This is a genomic window from Aeromonas sp. 600527, from assembly GCF_049175415.1.
Taxonomy (GTDB): Bacteria; Pseudomonadota; Gammaproteobacteria; order Enterobacterales; family Aeromonadaceae; genus Aeromonas; species Aeromonas veronii_A.
In genome coordinates, this window is sequence record NZ_JAAKVA010000001.1 from 1 (window position 1) to 17,453 (window position 17,453).

At 58.8% G+C, this 17,453-nt stretch carries 16 protein-coding genes; 11 read left to right on the forward strand and 5 right to left on the reverse strand.

Features of this window, described 5'->3' with window-relative positions; genetic code table 11:
* Positions 1–243 precede the first annotated feature (243 nt).
* The gene (locus G5154_RS00005) at positions 244–1,734 is read left to right on the forward strand and encodes a M17 family metallopeptidase (RefSeq protein ID WP_421250041.1); all 1,491 of its coding nucleotides are present in this window, start codon (positions 244–246) and stop codon (positions 1,732–1,734) included.
* Positions 1,735–1,756: 22 nt separating this feature from the next.
* Entirely contained in the window at positions 1,757–2,440 is a 684-nt protein-coding gene (gene yjjG / locus G5154_RS00010; RefSeq protein WP_236348757.1) for a pyrimidine 5'-nucleotidase, read from the forward strand.
* Positions 2,441–2,514: 74 nt separating this feature from the next.
* Here the strand turns inward: yjjG and G5154_RS00015 are convergent, their stop codons facing one another.
* The 3 genes from G5154_RS00015 to dusC all read right to left on the reverse strand — a co-directional run bounded on the left by G5154_RS00015 (position 2,515) and on the right by dusC (position 4,791).
* Positions 2,515–3,222, reverse strand: coding sequence for a substrate-binding periplasmic protein (locus G5154_RS00015; protein ID WP_232307774.1), 708 nt, complete (start codon positions 3,220–3,222; stop codon positions 2,515–2,517).
* A 158-nt stretch (positions 3,223–3,380) separates the two neighbouring features.
* Positions 3,381–3,749 (reverse strand): TraR/DksA family transcriptional regulator, encoded by a 369-nt coding sequence (locus tag G5154_RS00020; RefSeq protein ID WP_421250042.1) that lies wholly within the window; start codon positions 3,747–3,749, stop codon positions 3,381–3,383.
* A gap of 97 nt (positions 3,750–3,846) precedes the next feature.
* Positions 3,847–4,791: a tRNA dihydrouridine(16) synthase DusC gene (dusC, locus tag G5154_RS00025; protein ID WP_337073823.1), complete on the reverse strand. Its 945-nt coding sequence runs from the start codon at positions 4,789–4,791 to the stop codon at positions 3,847–3,849.
* Between the two features lie 218 nt (positions 4,792–5,009).
* Between dusC and G5154_RS00030 the strand changes: the two genes are divergently transcribed.
* From G5154_RS00030 to nfo, 5 genes are all read left to right on the forward strand, one after another.
* On the forward strand, positions 5,010–5,387 hold the full coding sequence (locus G5154_RS00030) for a YbaN family protein (protein ID WP_216978877.1): 378 nt from the start codon (positions 5,010–5,012) through the stop codon (positions 5,385–5,387).
* A 134-nt stretch (positions 5,388–5,521) separates the two neighbouring features.
* Positions 5,522–6,067, forward strand: a complete 546-nt coding sequence (gene apt / locus G5154_RS00035) for an adenine phosphoribosyltransferase (protein ID WP_005352403.1) — start codon at positions 5,522–5,524, stop codon at positions 6,065–6,067.
* 172 nt (positions 6,068–6,239) lie between these two features.
* On the forward strand, positions 6,240–8,819 hold the full coding sequence (gene dnaX, locus G5154_RS00040; RefSeq protein ID WP_421263802.1) for a DNA polymerase III subunit gamma/tau: 2,580 nt from the start codon (positions 6,240–6,242) through the stop codon (positions 8,817–8,819).
* 114 nt (positions 8,820–8,933) lie between these two features.
* The gene (locus tag G5154_RS00045) at positions 8,934–9,263 is read left to right on the forward strand and encodes a YbaB/EbfC family nucleoid-associated protein (protein WP_041210739.1); all 330 of its coding nucleotides are present in this window, start codon (positions 8,934–8,936) and stop codon (positions 9,261–9,263) included.
* A gap of 320 nt (positions 9,264–9,583) precedes the next feature.
* Positions 9,584–10,426: a deoxyribonuclease IV gene (gene nfo / locus G5154_RS00050; protein ID WP_216978875.1), complete on the forward strand. Its 843-nt coding sequence runs from the start codon at positions 9,584–9,586 to the stop codon at positions 10,424–10,426.
* A 96-nt stretch (positions 10,427–10,522) separates the two neighbouring features.
* Here the strand turns inward: nfo and G5154_RS00055 are convergent, their stop codons facing one another.
* Positions 10,523–11,428, reverse strand: coding sequence for a LysR substrate-binding domain-containing protein (locus G5154_RS00055; protein WP_335840825.1), 906 nt, complete (start codon positions 11,426–11,428; stop codon positions 10,523–10,525).
* A gap of 102 nt (positions 11,429–11,530) precedes the next feature.
* Between G5154_RS00055 and G5154_RS00060 the strand changes: the two genes are divergently transcribed.
* The 4 genes from G5154_RS00060 to G5154_RS00075 all read left to right on the forward strand — a co-directional run bounded on the left by G5154_RS00060 (position 11,531) and on the right by G5154_RS00075 (position 15,969).
* The gene (locus G5154_RS00060) at positions 11,531–12,523 is read left to right on the forward strand and encodes a TDT family transporter (protein WP_216978873.1); all 993 of its coding nucleotides are present in this window, start codon (positions 11,531–11,533) and stop codon (positions 12,521–12,523) included.
* A gap of 255 nt (positions 12,524–12,778) precedes the next feature.
* Positions 12,779–13,768 carry a lauroyl-Kdo(2)-lipid IV(A) myristoyltransferase gene (gene lpxM / locus G5154_RS00065; RefSeq protein ID WP_421263803.1) on the forward strand — a complete coding sequence of 330 codons (990 nt, stop codon included), beginning with the start codon at positions 12,779–12,781 and terminating at the stop codon, positions 13,766–13,768.
* Between the two features lie 149 nt (positions 13,769–13,917).
* Entirely contained in the window at positions 13,918–14,913 is a 996-nt protein-coding gene (locus G5154_RS00070; RefSeq protein ID WP_421250044.1) for a lauroyl-Kdo(2)-lipid IV(A) myristoyltransferase, read from the forward strand.
* Positions 14,914–15,108: 195 nt separating this feature from the next.
* A complete protein-coding gene (locus G5154_RS00075) occupies positions 15,109–15,969 on the forward strand; it encodes a PA4780 family RIO1-like protein kinase (RefSeq protein WP_005346020.1) in 861 nt (286 codons plus the stop codon).
* A 143-nt stretch (positions 15,970–16,112) separates the two neighbouring features.
* Here G5154_RS00075 and G5154_RS00080 read toward each other — a convergent pair whose 3' ends face one another.
* A complete protein-coding gene (locus G5154_RS00080) occupies positions 16,113–17,345 on the reverse strand; it encodes a GGDEF domain-containing protein (RefSeq protein WP_337073819.1) in 1,233 nt (410 codons plus the stop codon).
* Positions 17,346–17,453: the final 108 nt, after the last annotated feature.

Genomic DNA, 17,453 nt, shown 5'->3' on the forward strand with positions numbered 1-17,453 from the left:
GGTGGAGCAGCTCGGTAGCTCGTCGGGCTCATAACCCGAAGGTCGTCGGTTCAAATCCGGCCCCCGCAACCAACTCTCTGAACGTTACCTTCCTGCATTGCCAATCATTGAACAATCCTTCTTGATGCTCGTCACCATCTGGTGATTGCTGCTATTTCTGACGCTTTTTCAAGACCAAAACTGGTCGTATCAACCATTTGTTGGGTATCATCAGGTATCTCTTCATGGATGAGGCTCTCGCCTGTGATCACACCCTTCACTTATCTTCCTCCTGCTATTGAAAGCCGGGATGCCACGCTGGCCGAAGCCCTTGCCCAGGGACTGCCGTTGCAACTGCTGCTGATCGCCGAAGAGCAGAAGGAGGCATTACTGTCGTTACCAGCCCTGTCGGGGATCAACACCCAGTTGGCGCTTGGGCAAAAAGCACCCTTCACCCTGATGCATGGTTCCACCCTGTTGCTGGTCATATTTGTGGCTGGCAATGTGACGCGGGATCACCGTCTTTATAAGCAGGTCAGAGGCTGGATAGCCCCTCTTTCCGGGCTCAAGGTTGAACGGCTCGGGCTGCATCTGGAAGGTTTTTCCCCCTCCGAGCGGGTGATGCTGGCAGAATTGATGTTGTCCGCTCTGTTGGCCGCCAACCTTTCGTTGCCGACCAGCAAAAGCCGCAGCGGAAGTGTCTGGAGCTATCAGCAGTTGTCTGTTTCTCCTGCGGTGGTGCTGGATCTGGCTCGTATCTATAGCGAAGCGGGGGGCAATGGATTGGCCCGTCATCTGGCGGTGTTGCCCGCCTCCGAGCTGACGGCGGCCAGCTATCGCGAGTTTGTCAGCCAGCTTGCCCATGACGAAGGTTGGCAGTGCCATCACTATGATCAGGCACAGTTGGCCGAGCTGGGGGCCGGCGCCTTTTTGGCCGTCGCCCGTGGCTCGGAAGATAATCAGGGTGCCATGGTCAAGCTCAGCTACTACCCACCCAAGCCGGTGCGCCGTATTGCGCTGGTGGGCAAGGGGATCTGCCATGACTCCGGGGGCTATAACCTCAAAGTTTCCGGCAGCATGTATGGCATGCATCTCGATATGGGGGGTAGCGCAGTGGCGCTGGGTGCTCTCTACGCCATCAGCCGTGCTCAATTACCCTACGAGGTGCACTGCTGGCTGGCCATTGCCGAGAACCATATCGGCCCTCACGCCTATCGTCCAGGTGAAGTGGTGACCGCCATCAATGGCATCTCCATAGAGGTGGTTGATACCGATGCTGAAGGGCGAATGGTGCTGGCCGATACCCTGGTAATGGCGGCGCAGGATACCCCTGATCTGCTGATCGATTATGCGACCCTGACCGGGGCGTGCAAGCGGGCGCTGGGCAGCCGCTATAGTGGCGTCTTTACCAATCGCAGTGAATGGCTGGCATCACTGGTCAAGCTGGGTCAGCACAGTGGCGAGCGAGTTTGGCCCTTCCCGCTCGATGAGGATTACGATGACAACATCGAGAGCGAGTGGGCCGATCTGTTGCAGTGTGCACCAGGTAGCTCGCCGGATCATATCGATGCCGCCCGCTTTCTAGCTCACTTCGTGCCCGAGCAGACCCCCTGGCTACATTTTGATCTGAGCGGTTTTCGCAATAAGGGTGGGAACGGGGTGGTATCCAGTGAAGTAACCGGTTTTGGTGTGCGGCTCACGCTGGATCTGCTGGCTGGCCCACTGGGTCGAGTGGGACATTCAGCTTGCGAATAATCTAACTGATACAAGGATTTCTGTGAAACAACCAAGCTATGACTGGGTGCTGTTCGATTTGGATGAAACCCTGCTCGATTTCCCGGTGACACAGGCGCTGGAGCAGACCCTCTGCTTCTATGGCGTAGAAGTGGATGAGGCTGGCATGGCCGCCTATCACACTCTCAACCACGGCCTGTGGCAGCAGTACAACAATGGTGAGATAGACGCTACTGCGTTGCAAGAGACCCGTTTTTCCCGCTTTGCAGAGCAAGTCAATGTTGACCCGATGGTAATGAACAACACCTTTCTGGCGCAGATTGTGGCTTTGAGTATGCCCCTTGAGGGAGTGGTGGAGACGCTGCAGCAGCTGAAGGATAAGGTGAAGATGGGGATCATCACCAATGGCTTCAGCGTTCCCCAGCGGGGACGGCTCGGTAAACTGGGTTGGAGCGAATGGTTCGAGCCGCTGGTGATCTCCGACGAGATCCGGGTGACCAAACCAGCGCCAGCCATTTTCCAGCACACCCTCTCGCTGATGGGGGCTCCGGATCCTGCCAGAGTGCTGATGGTGGGTGACAATCCCAAGACCGATATTGCCGGTGCGGCTGCACAGGGGCTTGCTACCTGTTGGTATAACCCGCGCAAGCAGGGTGACGAATGTGATGCCACCCACGAGATCCATCACTTCTCCCATCTAACTGACATCGTGCTCGGTCAGGAGTGAAGATTAAGTTGTGCATGATGTGCCGTTGAAAGGAACCTGCTTAGAGAACAGGAGAGCCATCGGCTCTCCTGTTGTTATTCTGCGAGCGAGGTATGGGTGTAGCGGGTCAGGATCTGTTGATATTCTGGACTTTGCTTGAGTTGGTCAATCGCCTGATTGAGTCGATCCAGCTGTGCTTGCGATGTGCTCTTTTTGCTGAGCATAAGATGGACCGGGGTGCGCTCGATACGAAGCAGGATATGGAGCTGTTTCAAGGTAATGCCCTGATCTTTCCACTCTTGCAAGCTGTTCGGGTCGAGGATAAACCCCTGGATCCGCCCGCCATTGAGCATCTTGAGCAGTTGCTCCAACGTGAACCGTTCCTGCAGCCGAGGTTGAACTTTGGGGTCGGCGACAAGGCGGCGGAACGCCTCACCGTAGTCAAACCCCTTGAGCAGGCCGATATGAAAATCGGGAGTGTTGATCAGCTGCTCCAGAGTCGTGATCTTGCGCCAGCGCGGTTCATCCTCTTTGCGGATGATGATGACCGTTTCCTCTTCCCGATAGGGGTGGCTGAAGCGGGCATATTGCTGCCGTTCGATGGTGATGTTGGCTGACATGGCCAGTTGTACCGTGCCAAATTCTAATTCGTGCAGTACCCGGGTCCATGGCATTTCAATGAAACGGGGTTGATAGTCAGCCCGCTGCAGGATGGCGTTGAGCAGTTCGATATCCAACCCTTGCAACTGATGCTGTTCGTTGCGATAGCTGAACGGTTGCCAGTTGCTCCAGCCAACGACCAAAGACTCCTGTGCATTAACCTGGCAGCATAAACACCATAACAACAAGAGTCTGTACACGACTCATCCCCTCGAACCGGCTCATATAGTCGAGTATTGGACAGGAATGGGAGTGTCACCAGTTATACGGTAAAGAGAGGATGCACCGGCAGGTGCATCTTTCAGAGCTCGTGGGCGTGGAATCCTTTGCGATAACGGGCTTCGCAGCGCGGGCAGCGTTGCAGGGTCGGATCCTGTTCCAGCTGTTCAGTGGCCAGCGGCTCTTCACAATCGGAGCAGAGGCCGTAGAGGCCGAGATCCATCTGGCAGAGTGCTGCATCGATCCGCTTGAGGCGGGCCACGCTCTGCTCTACCTTCGGCAGATCAAGCCGACTGGTCAGTTCTACAAGTTGATCCTGCTCGCAGTGACCGACCTGTTCGGCCCATTCATCACGGCGGCAGGCTTTGAGCTGACCGATCAGCGTTTCTCGTTCTTGGGCCCAGTCGGACAGCAGGCGATTACGCCAGACAGCCAGCTGTGCTTGCGTCATTTCACACACATTATCCCCCACAGGACAGACAGCAGTTTCGGGGCAGTATAGGGATCCGATAACTCTATCAAGATGACATGCGTCAAGTTAAACGTGGTTAGCCGTGGCTTTTGGCCGCTTGCAGCAGGGCATCGCGGATGGGGTCGGTCTCTTTGAGTACCCTGATCTCTTGAAACAGCAGGTCCGCTTCGGGATATTCCCGCTTGAGATAGCTGAACCACTGCTTGATACGGCTGGGGTAGTAGTCGGCTTTTTCGCTGGCCAGATCCTGCTCGGTGTAGCTCACCATCAGCTGCAGCACCTCGGCCCAGCTCATGTGCGGGCAGCCGGTTTTCATCACGTTGGCCAGATTGGGCAGAGAGATGGCGCCGCGCCCGACCATCAGGGCATCGCAGCCGGAAACGCGGGCGCAGGCGAGGGCATCCTGATGATCCCAAATCTCGCCGTTGGCGGTGACGGGGATGGGCAGGGCGCGGCGAATGGCGTCCACATACTCCCAGTGGGCGGGGGCCTTGTACCCTTCGCGCTTGGTGCGGGCATGGACGGCCAGCTCGTTGGCACCTCCCTGGTAGACCGCTTGGGCGTTCTCCAGGTAAAGATCCTTGTCATCGTAACCGAGCCGAATTTTGGCGCTCACCGGCAGATGGGTTGGCACAGCGTCCCGCACCGCCTTGACGATGCGGTAGATGGTCTCGGGCTCTTTGAGCAGCACTGCGCCCCCCTTGCTCTTGTTGACCGTGGGGGCGGGGCAGCCGAAGTTGAGATCGACCCCGGGGGAACCGAGCTCGATGGCGCGCACAGCGTTCTCGGCCAGCCACTCGGGATGTTGCCCCAGCAATTGCACCCGCACCGGGGTGCCTGCGTGGGTTTTGCCATCTTGCAGCAGTTCAGGGCAGAGGCGATGGAACACCTTGGCGGGCAGCAGTTGGTCGACCACCCGGATAAATTCACTCACGCAGAGGTCGTAATCATTGACGGAGGTGAGTACCTCCCGCATCAGGTGATCCAGCACCCCTTGCATGGGGGCCAAAATAACGCGCATAACCGGTTCCGAAGGACAAACAGAGAAAAAAGAGCGCAGATTGTAGTGGTAACGGGGCAGGTTGTCAGCCGTCACGCCATGGGAATGGGCAGGTTCAGGCCATTACTGGTTCACAAGCCCTGTAATCCGGGGCATCAGTTGCCGTGATAATGGGAATCGTTGTCAACATGGGGGCGGATCCTGTTAGGATGGCGCAAGAGCATGCAAGAGGGGCTGCGATGAAACGTTGGTGTTTGATGGGGTTGGGCTGGCTGGCATTCGTAACTGGCATCATCGGCATAGTGCTGCCCCTGTTGCCGACCACGCCCTTCATGCTGCTGGCGGCGGCGCTATTTGCCCGCTCGTCCCCCCGTTTTCACCACTGGCTGCTGGCCCATCCCTGGTTTGGCCCACCCATCGCAGACTGGCAGCAGTATCGCGGTATTCGCCGTCATGCACGGCGGCGCGCAATTATCTTCATTCTGCTCACCTTCTCGGTGTCGCTGGCGGTGGTGCCGTTGTTATGGGTCAGGGGGCTGCTGCTTTTCATAATGGTGATCCTGCTCACCTGGTTAATGCGTCTGCCGGTCCTGGAGCCAGTTGCAATGGAGAAGTGAAGTCCCTAAGCTATTGCGGCAATAATGCTATGGAGTCGGCCTGTCATTCTTGCGTGACAGGCTTTTTTATTTCCCGCTGGCGGGAAGACTAAGATAAAACGGCCATCCTGGGTCGAAAAACAAACGGTCAAACCATGAATCCGGAAACCCTGAAATTTATCGAAGCGAGCATCAAGACCATTCCCGACTATCCGAAGCCGGGCATTCTGTTTCGTGACATTACCAGCCTGATCGAGAACGCCGAGGCCTTCAAGGCCACCATCGATCTGCTGGCCAATCATTATCGTGATCAAGGGATCACCAAGATTGTTGGTACCGAGGCTCGCGGCTTCATCTTTGGCGCACCGGTTGCCTACGCCATGGGACTTGGCTTTGTGCCGGTCCGCAAGCCGGGCAAGCTGCCGCGCGAAGTGATCGAGGAGTCCTATGCCCTCGAGTACGGCACCGATACTCTGCAACTGCACACCGATGCCATCGTGCCCGGTGACAAGGTACTGGTAGTGGACGATCTGCTCGCCACTGGCGGTACCGTCGATGCCACCGTCAAGCTGATCCGCCGTGCCGGTGGTGAAGTGGCCGATGCGGCCTTCATCATCTCCCTGCCCTCTCTGGGGGGGGATGCCCGCCTGACTGCCGCTGGCATCAAGGTGGTCTCACTGGTCGAACTGGCTGGCGAGTAATGCCTCTTCGGCCCGATCCTCTGCATCGGGCCTGCGTTGAACCGATGCCTATGTGGGCATCGGTTTGAAAATCAAGCGATCCCTCCCGCTCTGACCGATAGCCGATACAGCCAGCCCGCCATTTGTGTTAGCATCCGGCCTCAATGCCCTGTCTTCCCTGCATGATGGATTTATGAGCTATCAGGTTCTGGCGCGTAAATGGCGCCCCCATACGTTTGAACAAGTGGTTGGTCAGCAACATGTGCTGACTGCCCTGACCAACGCCCTGGATCAGGGACGGCTGCATCACGCCTATCTGCTGAGCGGCACCCGCGGCGTCGGCAAAACCACCATCGCCCGTATTCTGGCCAAGAGCCTCAACTGCGAGCAGGGGATCAGCAGCCATCCGTGTGGCGTCTGCGATACCTGCCGCGAGATCGATCAGGGCAACTTTGTCGACCTGCTGGAGATTGACGCGGCGTCCCGCACCAAGGTGGAAGATACCCGCGAGCTGCTCGACAACGTGCAGTACCGTCCGGCCCGCGGTCGCTTCAAGGTCTATCTCATCGACGAAGTGCACATGTTGTCGCGCCACAGCTTCAACGCGCTGCTGAAAACCCTGGAAGAGCCGCCCCCCTATGTGAAGTTTCTGCTGGCCACCACGGATCCGCAGAAGCTGCCCATTACCATTCTCTCGCGCTGCCTGCAGTTTCATCTGAAGAGTCTGGATCAGACCCAGATCGCTAAGCAGCTCGAATGGGTGCTGGATCAGGAGGGCCAACCCTTCGAACCGCGCGCCCTGCTGGCCCTGGCCAAAGCGGCTGACGGCAGTATGCGCGATGCCCTGAGCCTGACCGATCAGGCGTTGGCCCACGGTAACGGCAGCGTGCGCCTCGACAGCGTGCTGGCGATGCTGGGCACGCTCGATCACCGTCATCTGCACCAGCTTTTGGAAGCCATTTTGCGGCAAGATGCCCCCGCGACCATGGCCAAGATCACCGAGATCGTCACCCTGGGCCCCGATTTTGATCAGCTCCACGCCGAGCTGGAAGGCTTGCTCCATCGCATCGCCATGGCGCAGCTGCTGCCTGCCAGCGTGCAGGAGCAGGGGGCGGATGCCGATTCCCTGCTGCAACTGGCCAAGGCGATGAGCCCGGAAGAGGTGCAGCTCTGCTACCAGATTGTACTGGGTGGCCGCAAAGATCTGCCCTGGGCACCTGATGGCCGCACCGCGCTTGAGATGACCTGCCTGCGGATGCTCGCCTTCTCGCCAAGGCGCGATGCCCTGCATCCTGCCAGCCTCACCGCATTGCCCCCGTCAATGACGAGCAGTGCCACTCCGGTAGTCTCTTTGCCGGGAAAGCGCCCGGCCGCTGAATCGGCCGCTCTGGCACCGATCAGCGGCGCCGTGCCTGCACCTTTAGCCAGCCCTGTTGCTACCAGTGCTGTGCCCGTGGTGGATCTTTCCCTGCCTGCGATGACTGATGACACCGGCAACCTCGCAGACAGCGAGGAAGAGGCGCAAGCCGCCGAGCTGTTCAGCCAGCAGGATGAGCTGCTGCGCGAGGCGACCGGTATGGGTTATCAGGCCGAGTCGGCCACGCTCTCTGGCGTGAATAGCGGCATGGCGGTTGACGCTGCGAGTTGGGGAGAGAGGGCTGCTGCAAACCCGACACTTTCGGTACCAAGTGACGCCGCTCAGATGGCTACTGGAGAGATGGCGCCTGTACAGATGAATTGTGCTTCGACTGCGCCAGCTCCGGAAGTGCTTGAGCCAGTCTCGGCGGTATCGACTATGCAGAGTCTGCTGGGCAAGCGCAATATGCTGCGTAGTCGCCAACGTGGAGAGAGCAGCGCGCCAGCACCTGCGCCCCGTGCGGTGCCGGTTGTGCCTGTGCGTCAGGCTGCTGTCCCTGCGCCAGATGCGAAGCGTGCAGCGTCGTCTGCTATCAGTCAGGCTGCAACCCCAAGTGGCTCCGCCATGGGGCAGTTTGGCGAGCAGCCACCGGTGGATCTCTATACCGACAGCTACGACGAGTCCAGCGATAACGGGGATTACGAGGAGTACCTCAGCCAGAGCTTTATGGCCTCGCCAGTGCCGGATCCTGTTCGTAGTTCATCCAATCACACCACACCTACTGCGATCCAACCCGCGCAGCCGACCGATCTGCCACCCTGGGATCTGGAGGGGCAGCCTGCTTGGCATGATAGCGTTCGTCAGGAACCAGCACCGCTGGCACCAGCTCTACTGCCCCAGGTTCAACTCGAGAGTGAGCCTGCTCCTCCTCAGCCGGTGATGGAGACCATCGACTGGGATGAGCTCGAGAGCGACAGCGAGCCGCAAGAGGGGGAGGCGACCCGCCTTATTCCCTCCTCGTTGCTCAATGGTTGTGGTGACGCTTGGGCCGAGTTGATTGCTCATACCCAGGTGGGTGGTCGGCTGCGCCAGCTCGCCATCAACTCGGTGATGACGCGGGAAGGGGATAAAGTCCTGCTAACCCTCAAGCCCGAGCAGCGCCATCTGGTGAGCGACAAGGCGCGCGCCGATCTGGCCGAGATCATCGGGCCTGCGCTGGGGCAACCGGTACAGGTCGAGGTAACGCTCGGTGTGGTGCCTGACAAGGAGACTCCCCTTGAGATCGAGCATCGCCTCTATCTGGGGGTACGCGAGCAGGTGACCCGGGATCTGGAGCAGGATCCCAACGTACAGTTTTTAGTTCAGCGGTTTGGTGCCGTGCTCCATCACGAGAGCATCGAGCCCCTCAACCGCTAAATTCCGTGGCCGGGAGCTGGCTCCCGGTTGAAAAGCAGTTTGGCTGTCCCCATCTAGGACAGACAAGCCCACAGCCCGGCGCTGGATGCCGGATTTCAAGACGAGAGACGACATATGTTTGGTAAAGGTGGAATGGGTAACCTGATGAAACAGGCCCAGCAGATGCAAGAGCGTATGCAGAAGATGCAAGAGCAGCTTGCCCAGATGGAAGTGACCGGTGAAGCCGGTGCCGGCATGGTCAAGGTCACCATGACTGGTAGCCACAGCGTCCGTCGCATCGAGATCGATCCCTCCCTGATGGAAGATGACAAGGAGCTGCTGGAAGATCTGGTTGCCGCCGCTTGCAACGATGCCGTGCGCCGCGTGGAAGAGCAGAATAAGACCAAAATGGGCGAACTGACCGGTGGCATGCAACTGCCGCCAGGGTTCAAGATGCCGTTCTAAGGCGACTTTCCCCGCGCATTCTTGCTCCCTTGTCGCTAGCCATTCTGGCCATGGCAAGGGATACGTCCGAGGGACCCCAAAACGCAGCAGTTATCGCCCGTGCGATAGCGCTGCGTTTTTTATGCATGCTATGCAGGTATGGACCGGATGGATCAGCCCCCTTGTGGGGAGAGGTGGCCACCACACAGGTAAATTACGTCGTGAATTGCTACGCCTCGCAGAAGGGGGCGCTATTTGTCGATACCTGCTATCGGATATCCCGGTTTGGCCCGGAGGGGCGGGATCGGCATAATGGCGGCTTGCCGTATTGAGGAGATTGTATGAAATATATCGGAGCCCACGTCAGTGCGGCCGGCGGGGTGGAGAATACCATCGCCCGTGCCCAGGCCATCGGGGCCAACGCGTTTGCCCTCTTTACCAAGAATCAGCGTCAGTGGCAGGCGGCCCCCTTGTCGGATGCCACCATCCGCGCCTTCAAGGCGGCCTGTGACAAGGCCGGTTTTCTGCCGCAGCAGATCCTGCCCCACGACAGCTATCTCATCAACCTGGGCCACCCGGATCCCGATGCTCTGGCAAAATCCCGCGATGCGTTTCTCGATGAGATGAAGCGCTGTGAGCAGCTGGGGCTTTGCTATCTGAACTTCCATCCAGGTAGCCATCTCAAGCAGATCCCAGAGGCGGCCAGCCTCAAGCTGGTGAGCGAGTCGATCAACTGGGCACTGGAGCGCAGTGAAGGGGTAACGGCGGTGATCGAGAACACCGCCGGGCAGGGGACCAATCTCGGCTGGTCGTTCGAGCACCTCGCCACCATCATCGAGGGGGTGGAGGACAAGAGCCGGGTCGGGATCTGTTTCGATACCTGCCACGCCTTTGCCGCCGGCTACGATCTGCGCACCGCCGAGAGCTGTGCCGCCGTCTTTGCCGAGTTCGACCGCACGGTGGGTTTTCACTATCTCAAGGGGATGCATATCAACGGTGCCAAGTGCACCTTCGGCAGCCGGGTCGATCGCCATCACAGCTTGCGCGAGGGCAATCTGGGGGAGGCGGTATTCCACCACATCATGAATGATGATCGCTTCGATCGCATTCCGCTTATCCTCGAAACTATAGACGAGTCCATCTGGGGTGAGGAGATCAGCTGGTTGCGCAGTCTGGCGCAGTGATACCGAACAGGTGAATCAAAGAGAGGGAGCCGTGGCTCCCTCTCTGCTTTTTCCGTCATTGGCGGGCGGGCCGGCCAGCGGCGCTCCGAGCGGGCGTTACTCTGCGTGGCTCACCTCGGCATCCTTCACCTGAGCTCGGCAGAAGTGGATAAAGTGGCGCAGGGAGGTGGAGTGGTACTTCTGCTTGTGCCAGATAAGGGAGAGCTGGCGCGGGAAGCGACGGGAGAGGGGCAGGGCGATCAGTCGCCCATCTGCCAGGCGATCCGAGGCTGCCAGCCGGGAGATAAAGGAGATGCCAAGCCCCTTCTCCACCGCCAGCATCACCGCCTCCAGGGTGTTGAGTTCAAGCCCTGGTTGCCAGCGGGGCAGCTCGGGCTGGATCTGCTGGATAAATTGCTCGCGACTGCCCGATTGCGCTTCACGCAATACCCAGGTCTCGCCCCCCAGACGGGAGAGGGAGAGCTCCTTCTTGTTGGCAAGCGGGTGACCGGGTGGGGCCACCACCAGCATCTCGTCCTGCAGCCAAGGTTCGGCGAGCAGGTCGGGGTGGTGGTTCTCCCCCTCGATCAGCGCCATATCCAGCTCGAAGTTGGCCAGCGCATGACAGAGCAGGTGAGTGTTGTTGATGGTCACCTTGGGGGGGAGCCCCAGCTCCTGTTTGCTGCTGGCGAGCAGGGTGGGGAGCAGGTAGTTGCCGATGGTCTGGCTGGCACCAAGGCGCAACTGGCCGCTCGGCTCGGCATCGGGGCTGAACAGGTTCTCGATATCCTGCATCCGGGTCAGCAGCTCTTCGGCGGCCGGTTGCAGCAGGCGCCCCTCGTTGTTGAGCTGCAATCTGGGGTGAATGCGGTCAAACAGCGGGGTGGAGAGCTGGCGCTCCAGCTCCTGCAGCGACTGGGAGACAGCCCCCTTGCTCAGGCATAGCTCGTTGGCGGCAAGGCCAAGATTGCCATAGCGGGCAATGGTGGCGAACACTTTCAGCTGCTGCAGGGTCAGTTTCATTGTGTTTGGTTTTCCTGAATGATTGATTCAATTCATTTAGATATCGTAAACGATAAGGGGCCATTATCCTATCGCCATCGTCATCAATAGAAAGGTGTCATCATGATCGCAAGAACCCGTAAATCACTGGCTGCCGCCCCAACCCCTATGGCGGGTTTGGCGCTGGGCATCGCCAGCCTTGGTTGGTGTTGGGAAAATGCCGGTCACTTCGATGGCCGGATGCAGCTGCTGGGCGCCGCCATTGCGGCCGTGCTGCTGGTGATCCTGACCTTCAAGTTTCTGCTTCACCCCCGCCTGCTGTTGCAGGATCTCGCTCACCCCGTGGTGGGTAGTGTGGTACCGACCTATGCCATGGGCACCATGGTGGTCTCGAAAGCGCTGGGTATGATTGCACCGCAAGCGGGCGAAGCCCTCTGGCTGTTTGCCGTGGCAGTTCACCTGCTGTTCCTGGCCACTTTTATCTGGCATCGCGCCAAAGAGTTTGAAATCCACCACATGGTGCCGAGCTGGTTCGTGCCGCCGGTGGGGATCATCGTGGCTGACGTCGCCTTCCCGGGCGGTCAGTTTGCCCCGCTGGCCAACGGTCTGCTCTGGTTCGGGATCATCTGCTACGGCCTGATGCTGCCGCTGATGCTCTATCGCCTGATCTTCAGTCATGAAGTGCCGGATGCCGCCAAACCGACCATCGCCATTCTGGCTGCCCCTGCCAGCCTCTCTCTGGCCGGTTACCTGACCGTCAACCAGGAGCCGTCACTGCTGCTGGTGGCCGTGCTGCTGGGGATTGCCATTCTGATGACCGGTATCATCTATCTGGCTTTCATCAAATTGCTGCGTCTGCCCTTCTCGCCAGGTTATGCCGCCTTCACCTTCCCGCTGGTGATCGGTGCCACTGCCCTGTTCAAAGTAGCCCATCTGGTTGAAGGGTTTGCGCAAGGGAGTCACTACGTTGAGCAGATAAGATTGCTGGCCCACTTCGAGCTTGGGGTTGCTACCGTGATCGTCGGGTATGTGGCGCTGCGTTACCTGATGTTTTTTCTGCCGCAGCGTGATACCGAAATGAATAACGGCATTACCCGCCAGGGTGCTCATCGCTGACGCTTGACGATGTGATATCGAAAAATGGTCAAGCAGTGCGCTCCGAGAGCGACGGGATAAACGGCCAGTCATACGATGGTTGGACCAAGAGCCACCACTCTGGTTGTGTAACGAACAAAATGCCCCGTAGTGCGGGGCATTTTTTTGTGGTTCTTTGACCTCGCGCTCGTGTCGGGCTGCTGGCCATGGAATTAACTGGTATTACCTGTCAGGATGACTACAATGCAGCACAACTTTTTTGCTTGACCCCGAATCATGTCTCCCCAAGATCCCGTATTTAATTCCTCCTTTGAAACCCGTTTTCTGCATCCCCGTTACTGGTTCAGTTGGCTGGCCCTCGGCGTATTGATGCTGCTGGCGTTTGTGCCGGTACGATTGCGCGATCGTTTGGCCGATGCCCTGGCGCCGCTGGTGTTTCGCGTCTCTAAAAAACAGATCTATATCGCCAGAACCAACCTGGAAATCTGCTTCCCGGACAAGAGCCCGGAAGAGCGGGATGCCATTGCGCTGACCTCGATCCGGGTCGGCCTCAAGAGTTTGCTGGGATTTGGCGAGTTCACCATGCGCAGTCAGCGTTATCTGATGAGCCGGATGCAGGTGAGTGGCTGGGAACACATCGAGGCTGAGCGGGTTGCCGGTCGGCCGGTGATCCTGGTGGTTCCCCACACCTGGCCGGTGGATGCGGCCGGTTATTGCTTCACCCAGCGTGGGGTGCCGATGTGCACCATGATGAAACGGGCGCGCAATCCGGTGTTTGACTGGCACCTCAACCGGGCGCGAGCCAAGAACGGTTGCCGCGTCTATGAGCGCAGCGCCGGGATCAAGGCGGTGATCCGAACCATCAAGAGTGGTCGCAGCTTCTTCTACTTGCCGGATCAGGATCATGGCCGCGAGAAGAGCATCTTTGCCCCTTTCTTTGGCCACCCCAAGGCGACCCTGCCAGCTTTGCCCCGTCTGGTGCAGGTGAGCGGCGCCAAGGCGGTGCCGCTACTCGCCTACTATGACGAAGAGCACCACTGCTACCGGTTGGAGATAGATGCGCCGTTTGACAACTATCCCACCGAGGAGGTGATGGCCGATACCTGTCGGATGAACGATATGGTGCAACAGCAGCTGACGCGCCATCCGGGCCAGTACATGTGGTTCCTCAAGATCTTCGATACCCGTGAAGATCAGGAGGGGCCGGATGGCCTCTACGAAGCGGGGATCCAGCGGATCCGCAAGGGATTGTCGCCCCATGGTTGACCCTGACACCGGATTTATTGAAATGGCCCGTTGTGGGCCATTTTTTATGGTCACTCGTCTGATCAGTACCTGCTGATCGGCGGACAGCCTGCTCAGGGTAGAAAAAAATGTCAGGATAACTACAATAACCGCTTGTTTTTGATGACTTGATGGCCGCCATGTCCCCGTTAGATCCGGTATTTGATACCTCATTTCATATTCGCCTGCTGCATCCCAAATGGTGGGGCAGCTGGTGCGCGCTGGGCCTGCTCTCCCTTTTGGCATTTACTCCTGCAAGGCTGCGGGATCGTTTTGCCGATCTGGTCTCTCCAACCCTGCTGCGTTTCTCGAAAAAGCAGGCCTATATTGCCGACACCAACCTCAGGATCTGTTTTCCCGAGCTGGACGCCGCCGCACGGCAGGCACTGCTGCTCAAATCGATCCGGGTCGGTCTCAAGACCTTTATGGGCTTTGGCGAGCTCAGCTGGCGCAGCAAGGCTCGCCTGACCCGCCGCGTCAAGGTGAGCGGCTGGGAGCATGTGCAAGCGGAGCAGACCGCAGGCCGTCCGGTGATCCTGGTGGTGCCTCATACCTGGGCGGTCGACATGATTGGTCGCTACTTCTCCATGATGGGCATCGAGATGTGCACCATGATGAAGAGCCCGAAAGATCAGGTTTTTGACTGGTACATCAACCGCGAGCGGGCCAAAGGGGGCAAGGTCTATGAGCGCAGTGTCGGTATCAAGCCGGCGATCAAGTCGATCCGCGCTGGCGCCAGTTTTTTCTATCTGCCGGATCAGGATCACGGCCGCGAGGCGAGCGTGTTTGTTCCCTTTTTCGGCCGCCCCAAAGCAACCCTGCCGGCGCTGCCCAAGCTGGTGAAGCTGACTGGCGCCAGAGCGGTGCCCATCTTCGCCAGCTATGACGAGGATGAGGGGGGCTATCTGTTGGAGATCGAGCCGCCGTTTGACCCTTATCCCACCGCCGATCTGCTGGCAGACGTCAACGCCATGAACCGGGTAGTGGAGATGCAGGTGGCACGTCATCCCGAGCAGTACATGTGGTTTCTCAAGATCTTCGAAACCCTGGAGCATCAGGAGGGGGATGACGGACTCTATGAAGCGGGTATTCAGCGTATTCGTCAGGGCTTGCCGCCCGAGCCTTGAAAATTGGCCCGCTTGCGGGCCAATTTTGTTGGCATCGAGATCTTTCGTATGTGGTCTGTTGCCGGTGGTTTTTAAGGTGAACGGGTGGACAAAAACAGCGCAAACAGGGGATAACAGGGTGTCTTATGTCAGGGATAGGCAGGTGCGTGTGCGCGGAGCTATCTTCGAGAGCGGAAATAGGGTAAAAGGGCGGCCATGAAAATTCCAAATCGAATCCAACCTCTGGTTGATGACGGCCTGGTCGATGAGGTCGTCAGCCGGTTGATGAGCGGCAAAGAAGCCGATGTCTATGTGGTGCGCTGCGGCGACGAGATCCGTTGCGCCAAAGTTTATAAAGAGGCATCCAAGCGCAGCTTCAAGCAGGCCGTGGTCTATCAGGAGGGGCGCAAGGTGCGGGGCAGCCGAGATGCTCGCGCCATGGAGAAGGGCTCCAAGTACGGTCGCAAGCAGCATGAAGAGGTGTGGCAGAACACCGAAGTCGATGCCCTGTTCAAGCTGGCGGCGGCCGGTGTGCGGGTGCCACAGCCTTATATCTGCCTCGATGGCGTCCTCTTGATGGAGCTTATCACCGATGAGGATGGCAATGTCGCGCCACGCCTCAACGATGTGGCGCTCACTCCCGAGCAGGCGGTCATCGATCACCACAAGGTGATCCGCTATGTGGTGCGGATGCTCTGCGCCGGCCTTATTCACGGCGATCTCTCGGAGTTCAACGTGCTGGTGGATGAACATGGCCCTGTCATCATCGACCTGCCCCAGGTGGTGGATGCCGCCGCCAACAACCAGGCCAAGGCGATGCTGGAGCGCGACGTCAACAACATGCGCAACTACTACGGCATGTATGCACCCGAGCTGCTCAAGACCCGTTATGCCCAGGAGATGTGGGCGCTGTTTGAAGATGGCAAACTGACCCCCGAGAGCGAACTGACCGGTCACTTTGAAGAGAGCCGCGCCGCCATCGATCTCGATTCGGTGCTGCAGGAGATCGAGAGCGCCGAAGAGGAGGCCTATGCACGTCAGGCCAGGCTAAAGGCTGAGCAGGAAGACAGCTACTAACGGTTTTGCCACGTTCGCAAAAAGAGCGCCTCCGGGGCGCTCTTTTTATTGTGCTATCTGCCTGGTTGACTCCTGTCGGGGTGATGGCATGACAGAGAGTTGGCAATATGGTGGAGACATCTATTCTATCCGGCCAGCAGGGCTCATGAGAGAAGATGATCGGGCTGCAGTGGCTGCGGTTCGCTGTGGTGGGGCTCCTGCACACAGGCCCGTTGCCTTCCTGTCTGTTTGGCGGCGTAAAGCGCACGATCGGCCCGCAGGTAAGCGTGCTCGAATCCCTCGTCAGGATGCAGCGAGGTGAGGCCGATGCTGAGGCTGATGGGGCCACCGGCCAGCTCCCGCGTCGCATCGGCGATCTGTTGCTGCAGGGTGTGGCAGTAGTGAGTGAGATCCAGTGGCTGCGCGAGCAGCAGCGCCAGCTCATCGCCGCCAAGCCGACCGGCCACCCCCTCGGCAGGCAGGGTATTGGCGATCACCTGCCCCACGGCCCGCAGCATGTCATCACCGGCGGGGTGGCCGTGGCGGTCGTTGATCTGCTTGAAGTTGTCCAGATCGATCAGCAGCAGCTGGCAAGGGGATGTTGTGCCGCCGCGCTGTGCCACTTGTTGTTCGAAATAGTGGCGGCTGAACAGGCCGGTCAGTTCATCCTGATTGGCGCGCAGCTCCAGTTTGCGCTGAGCCTGCATTAACGCGTGCTGTTGGCGTGTATGAACCAGGCTCAGCAGCAGATAACTGCGGGCGATGGTAAAGAGCAGGCTGAGCAGTATCACCGGCCCGAGCAGGGGGTCGGTGAAGGTATTGGCCGCCAGTTCGGGGTACCAGAGGTGTTTGGCGATCCGCAGCAGTTGCAATAACAGTTGCAGGCCGAGCAACAGGATGGCAAAGCGCAGTACCCGATAGACAGGGACCAGCCGCTGGTAGCGCCAGAGCTGCCAGATAAGCAGCGCAATCTGCAGCGAGAGCACGCCGGAGAGTACGATGATCCGGCTGTGAACATCAGAGAGGGGGTGCTGCAGGGCGGTCAGGGCAAACAGGGCGAAACCGCCGAGGGTAACGGCGGGAAGCAGCCAGCCCAGCTGGTCCGCTTCACGTCGAAAGAAATGACGCATCCCCCTTTCATAGAGCGGGATTGTCGTCATCAATAGCAAGTTGGTGCAGAGAATATTGGCAAGGGAAGCATCTCCCTCAAGGGGGCGCAGCAGCAGGCAACTGAATGCCCCCGCGATTACCAGTTCCCCCGCAGACCAGTAGCTCAACGCTCGGATATGGCGATGGGAGTGCCACATGGCGGCGAAAATGGTGGCGACCCCCACATGTGACAGCGTGACAAACAGCACCAGACTCAACAACTGGGCCGAGGAAAACAGACTTGGCATCAAGGGGCTCTCTGGGAAGTCACCTGTGGACGAACGGGCGATGGGGTATCGCCCGCTGGCAGGATCCGATCACAACATGAATTCAACCTATGATCAATTGGTTAAATG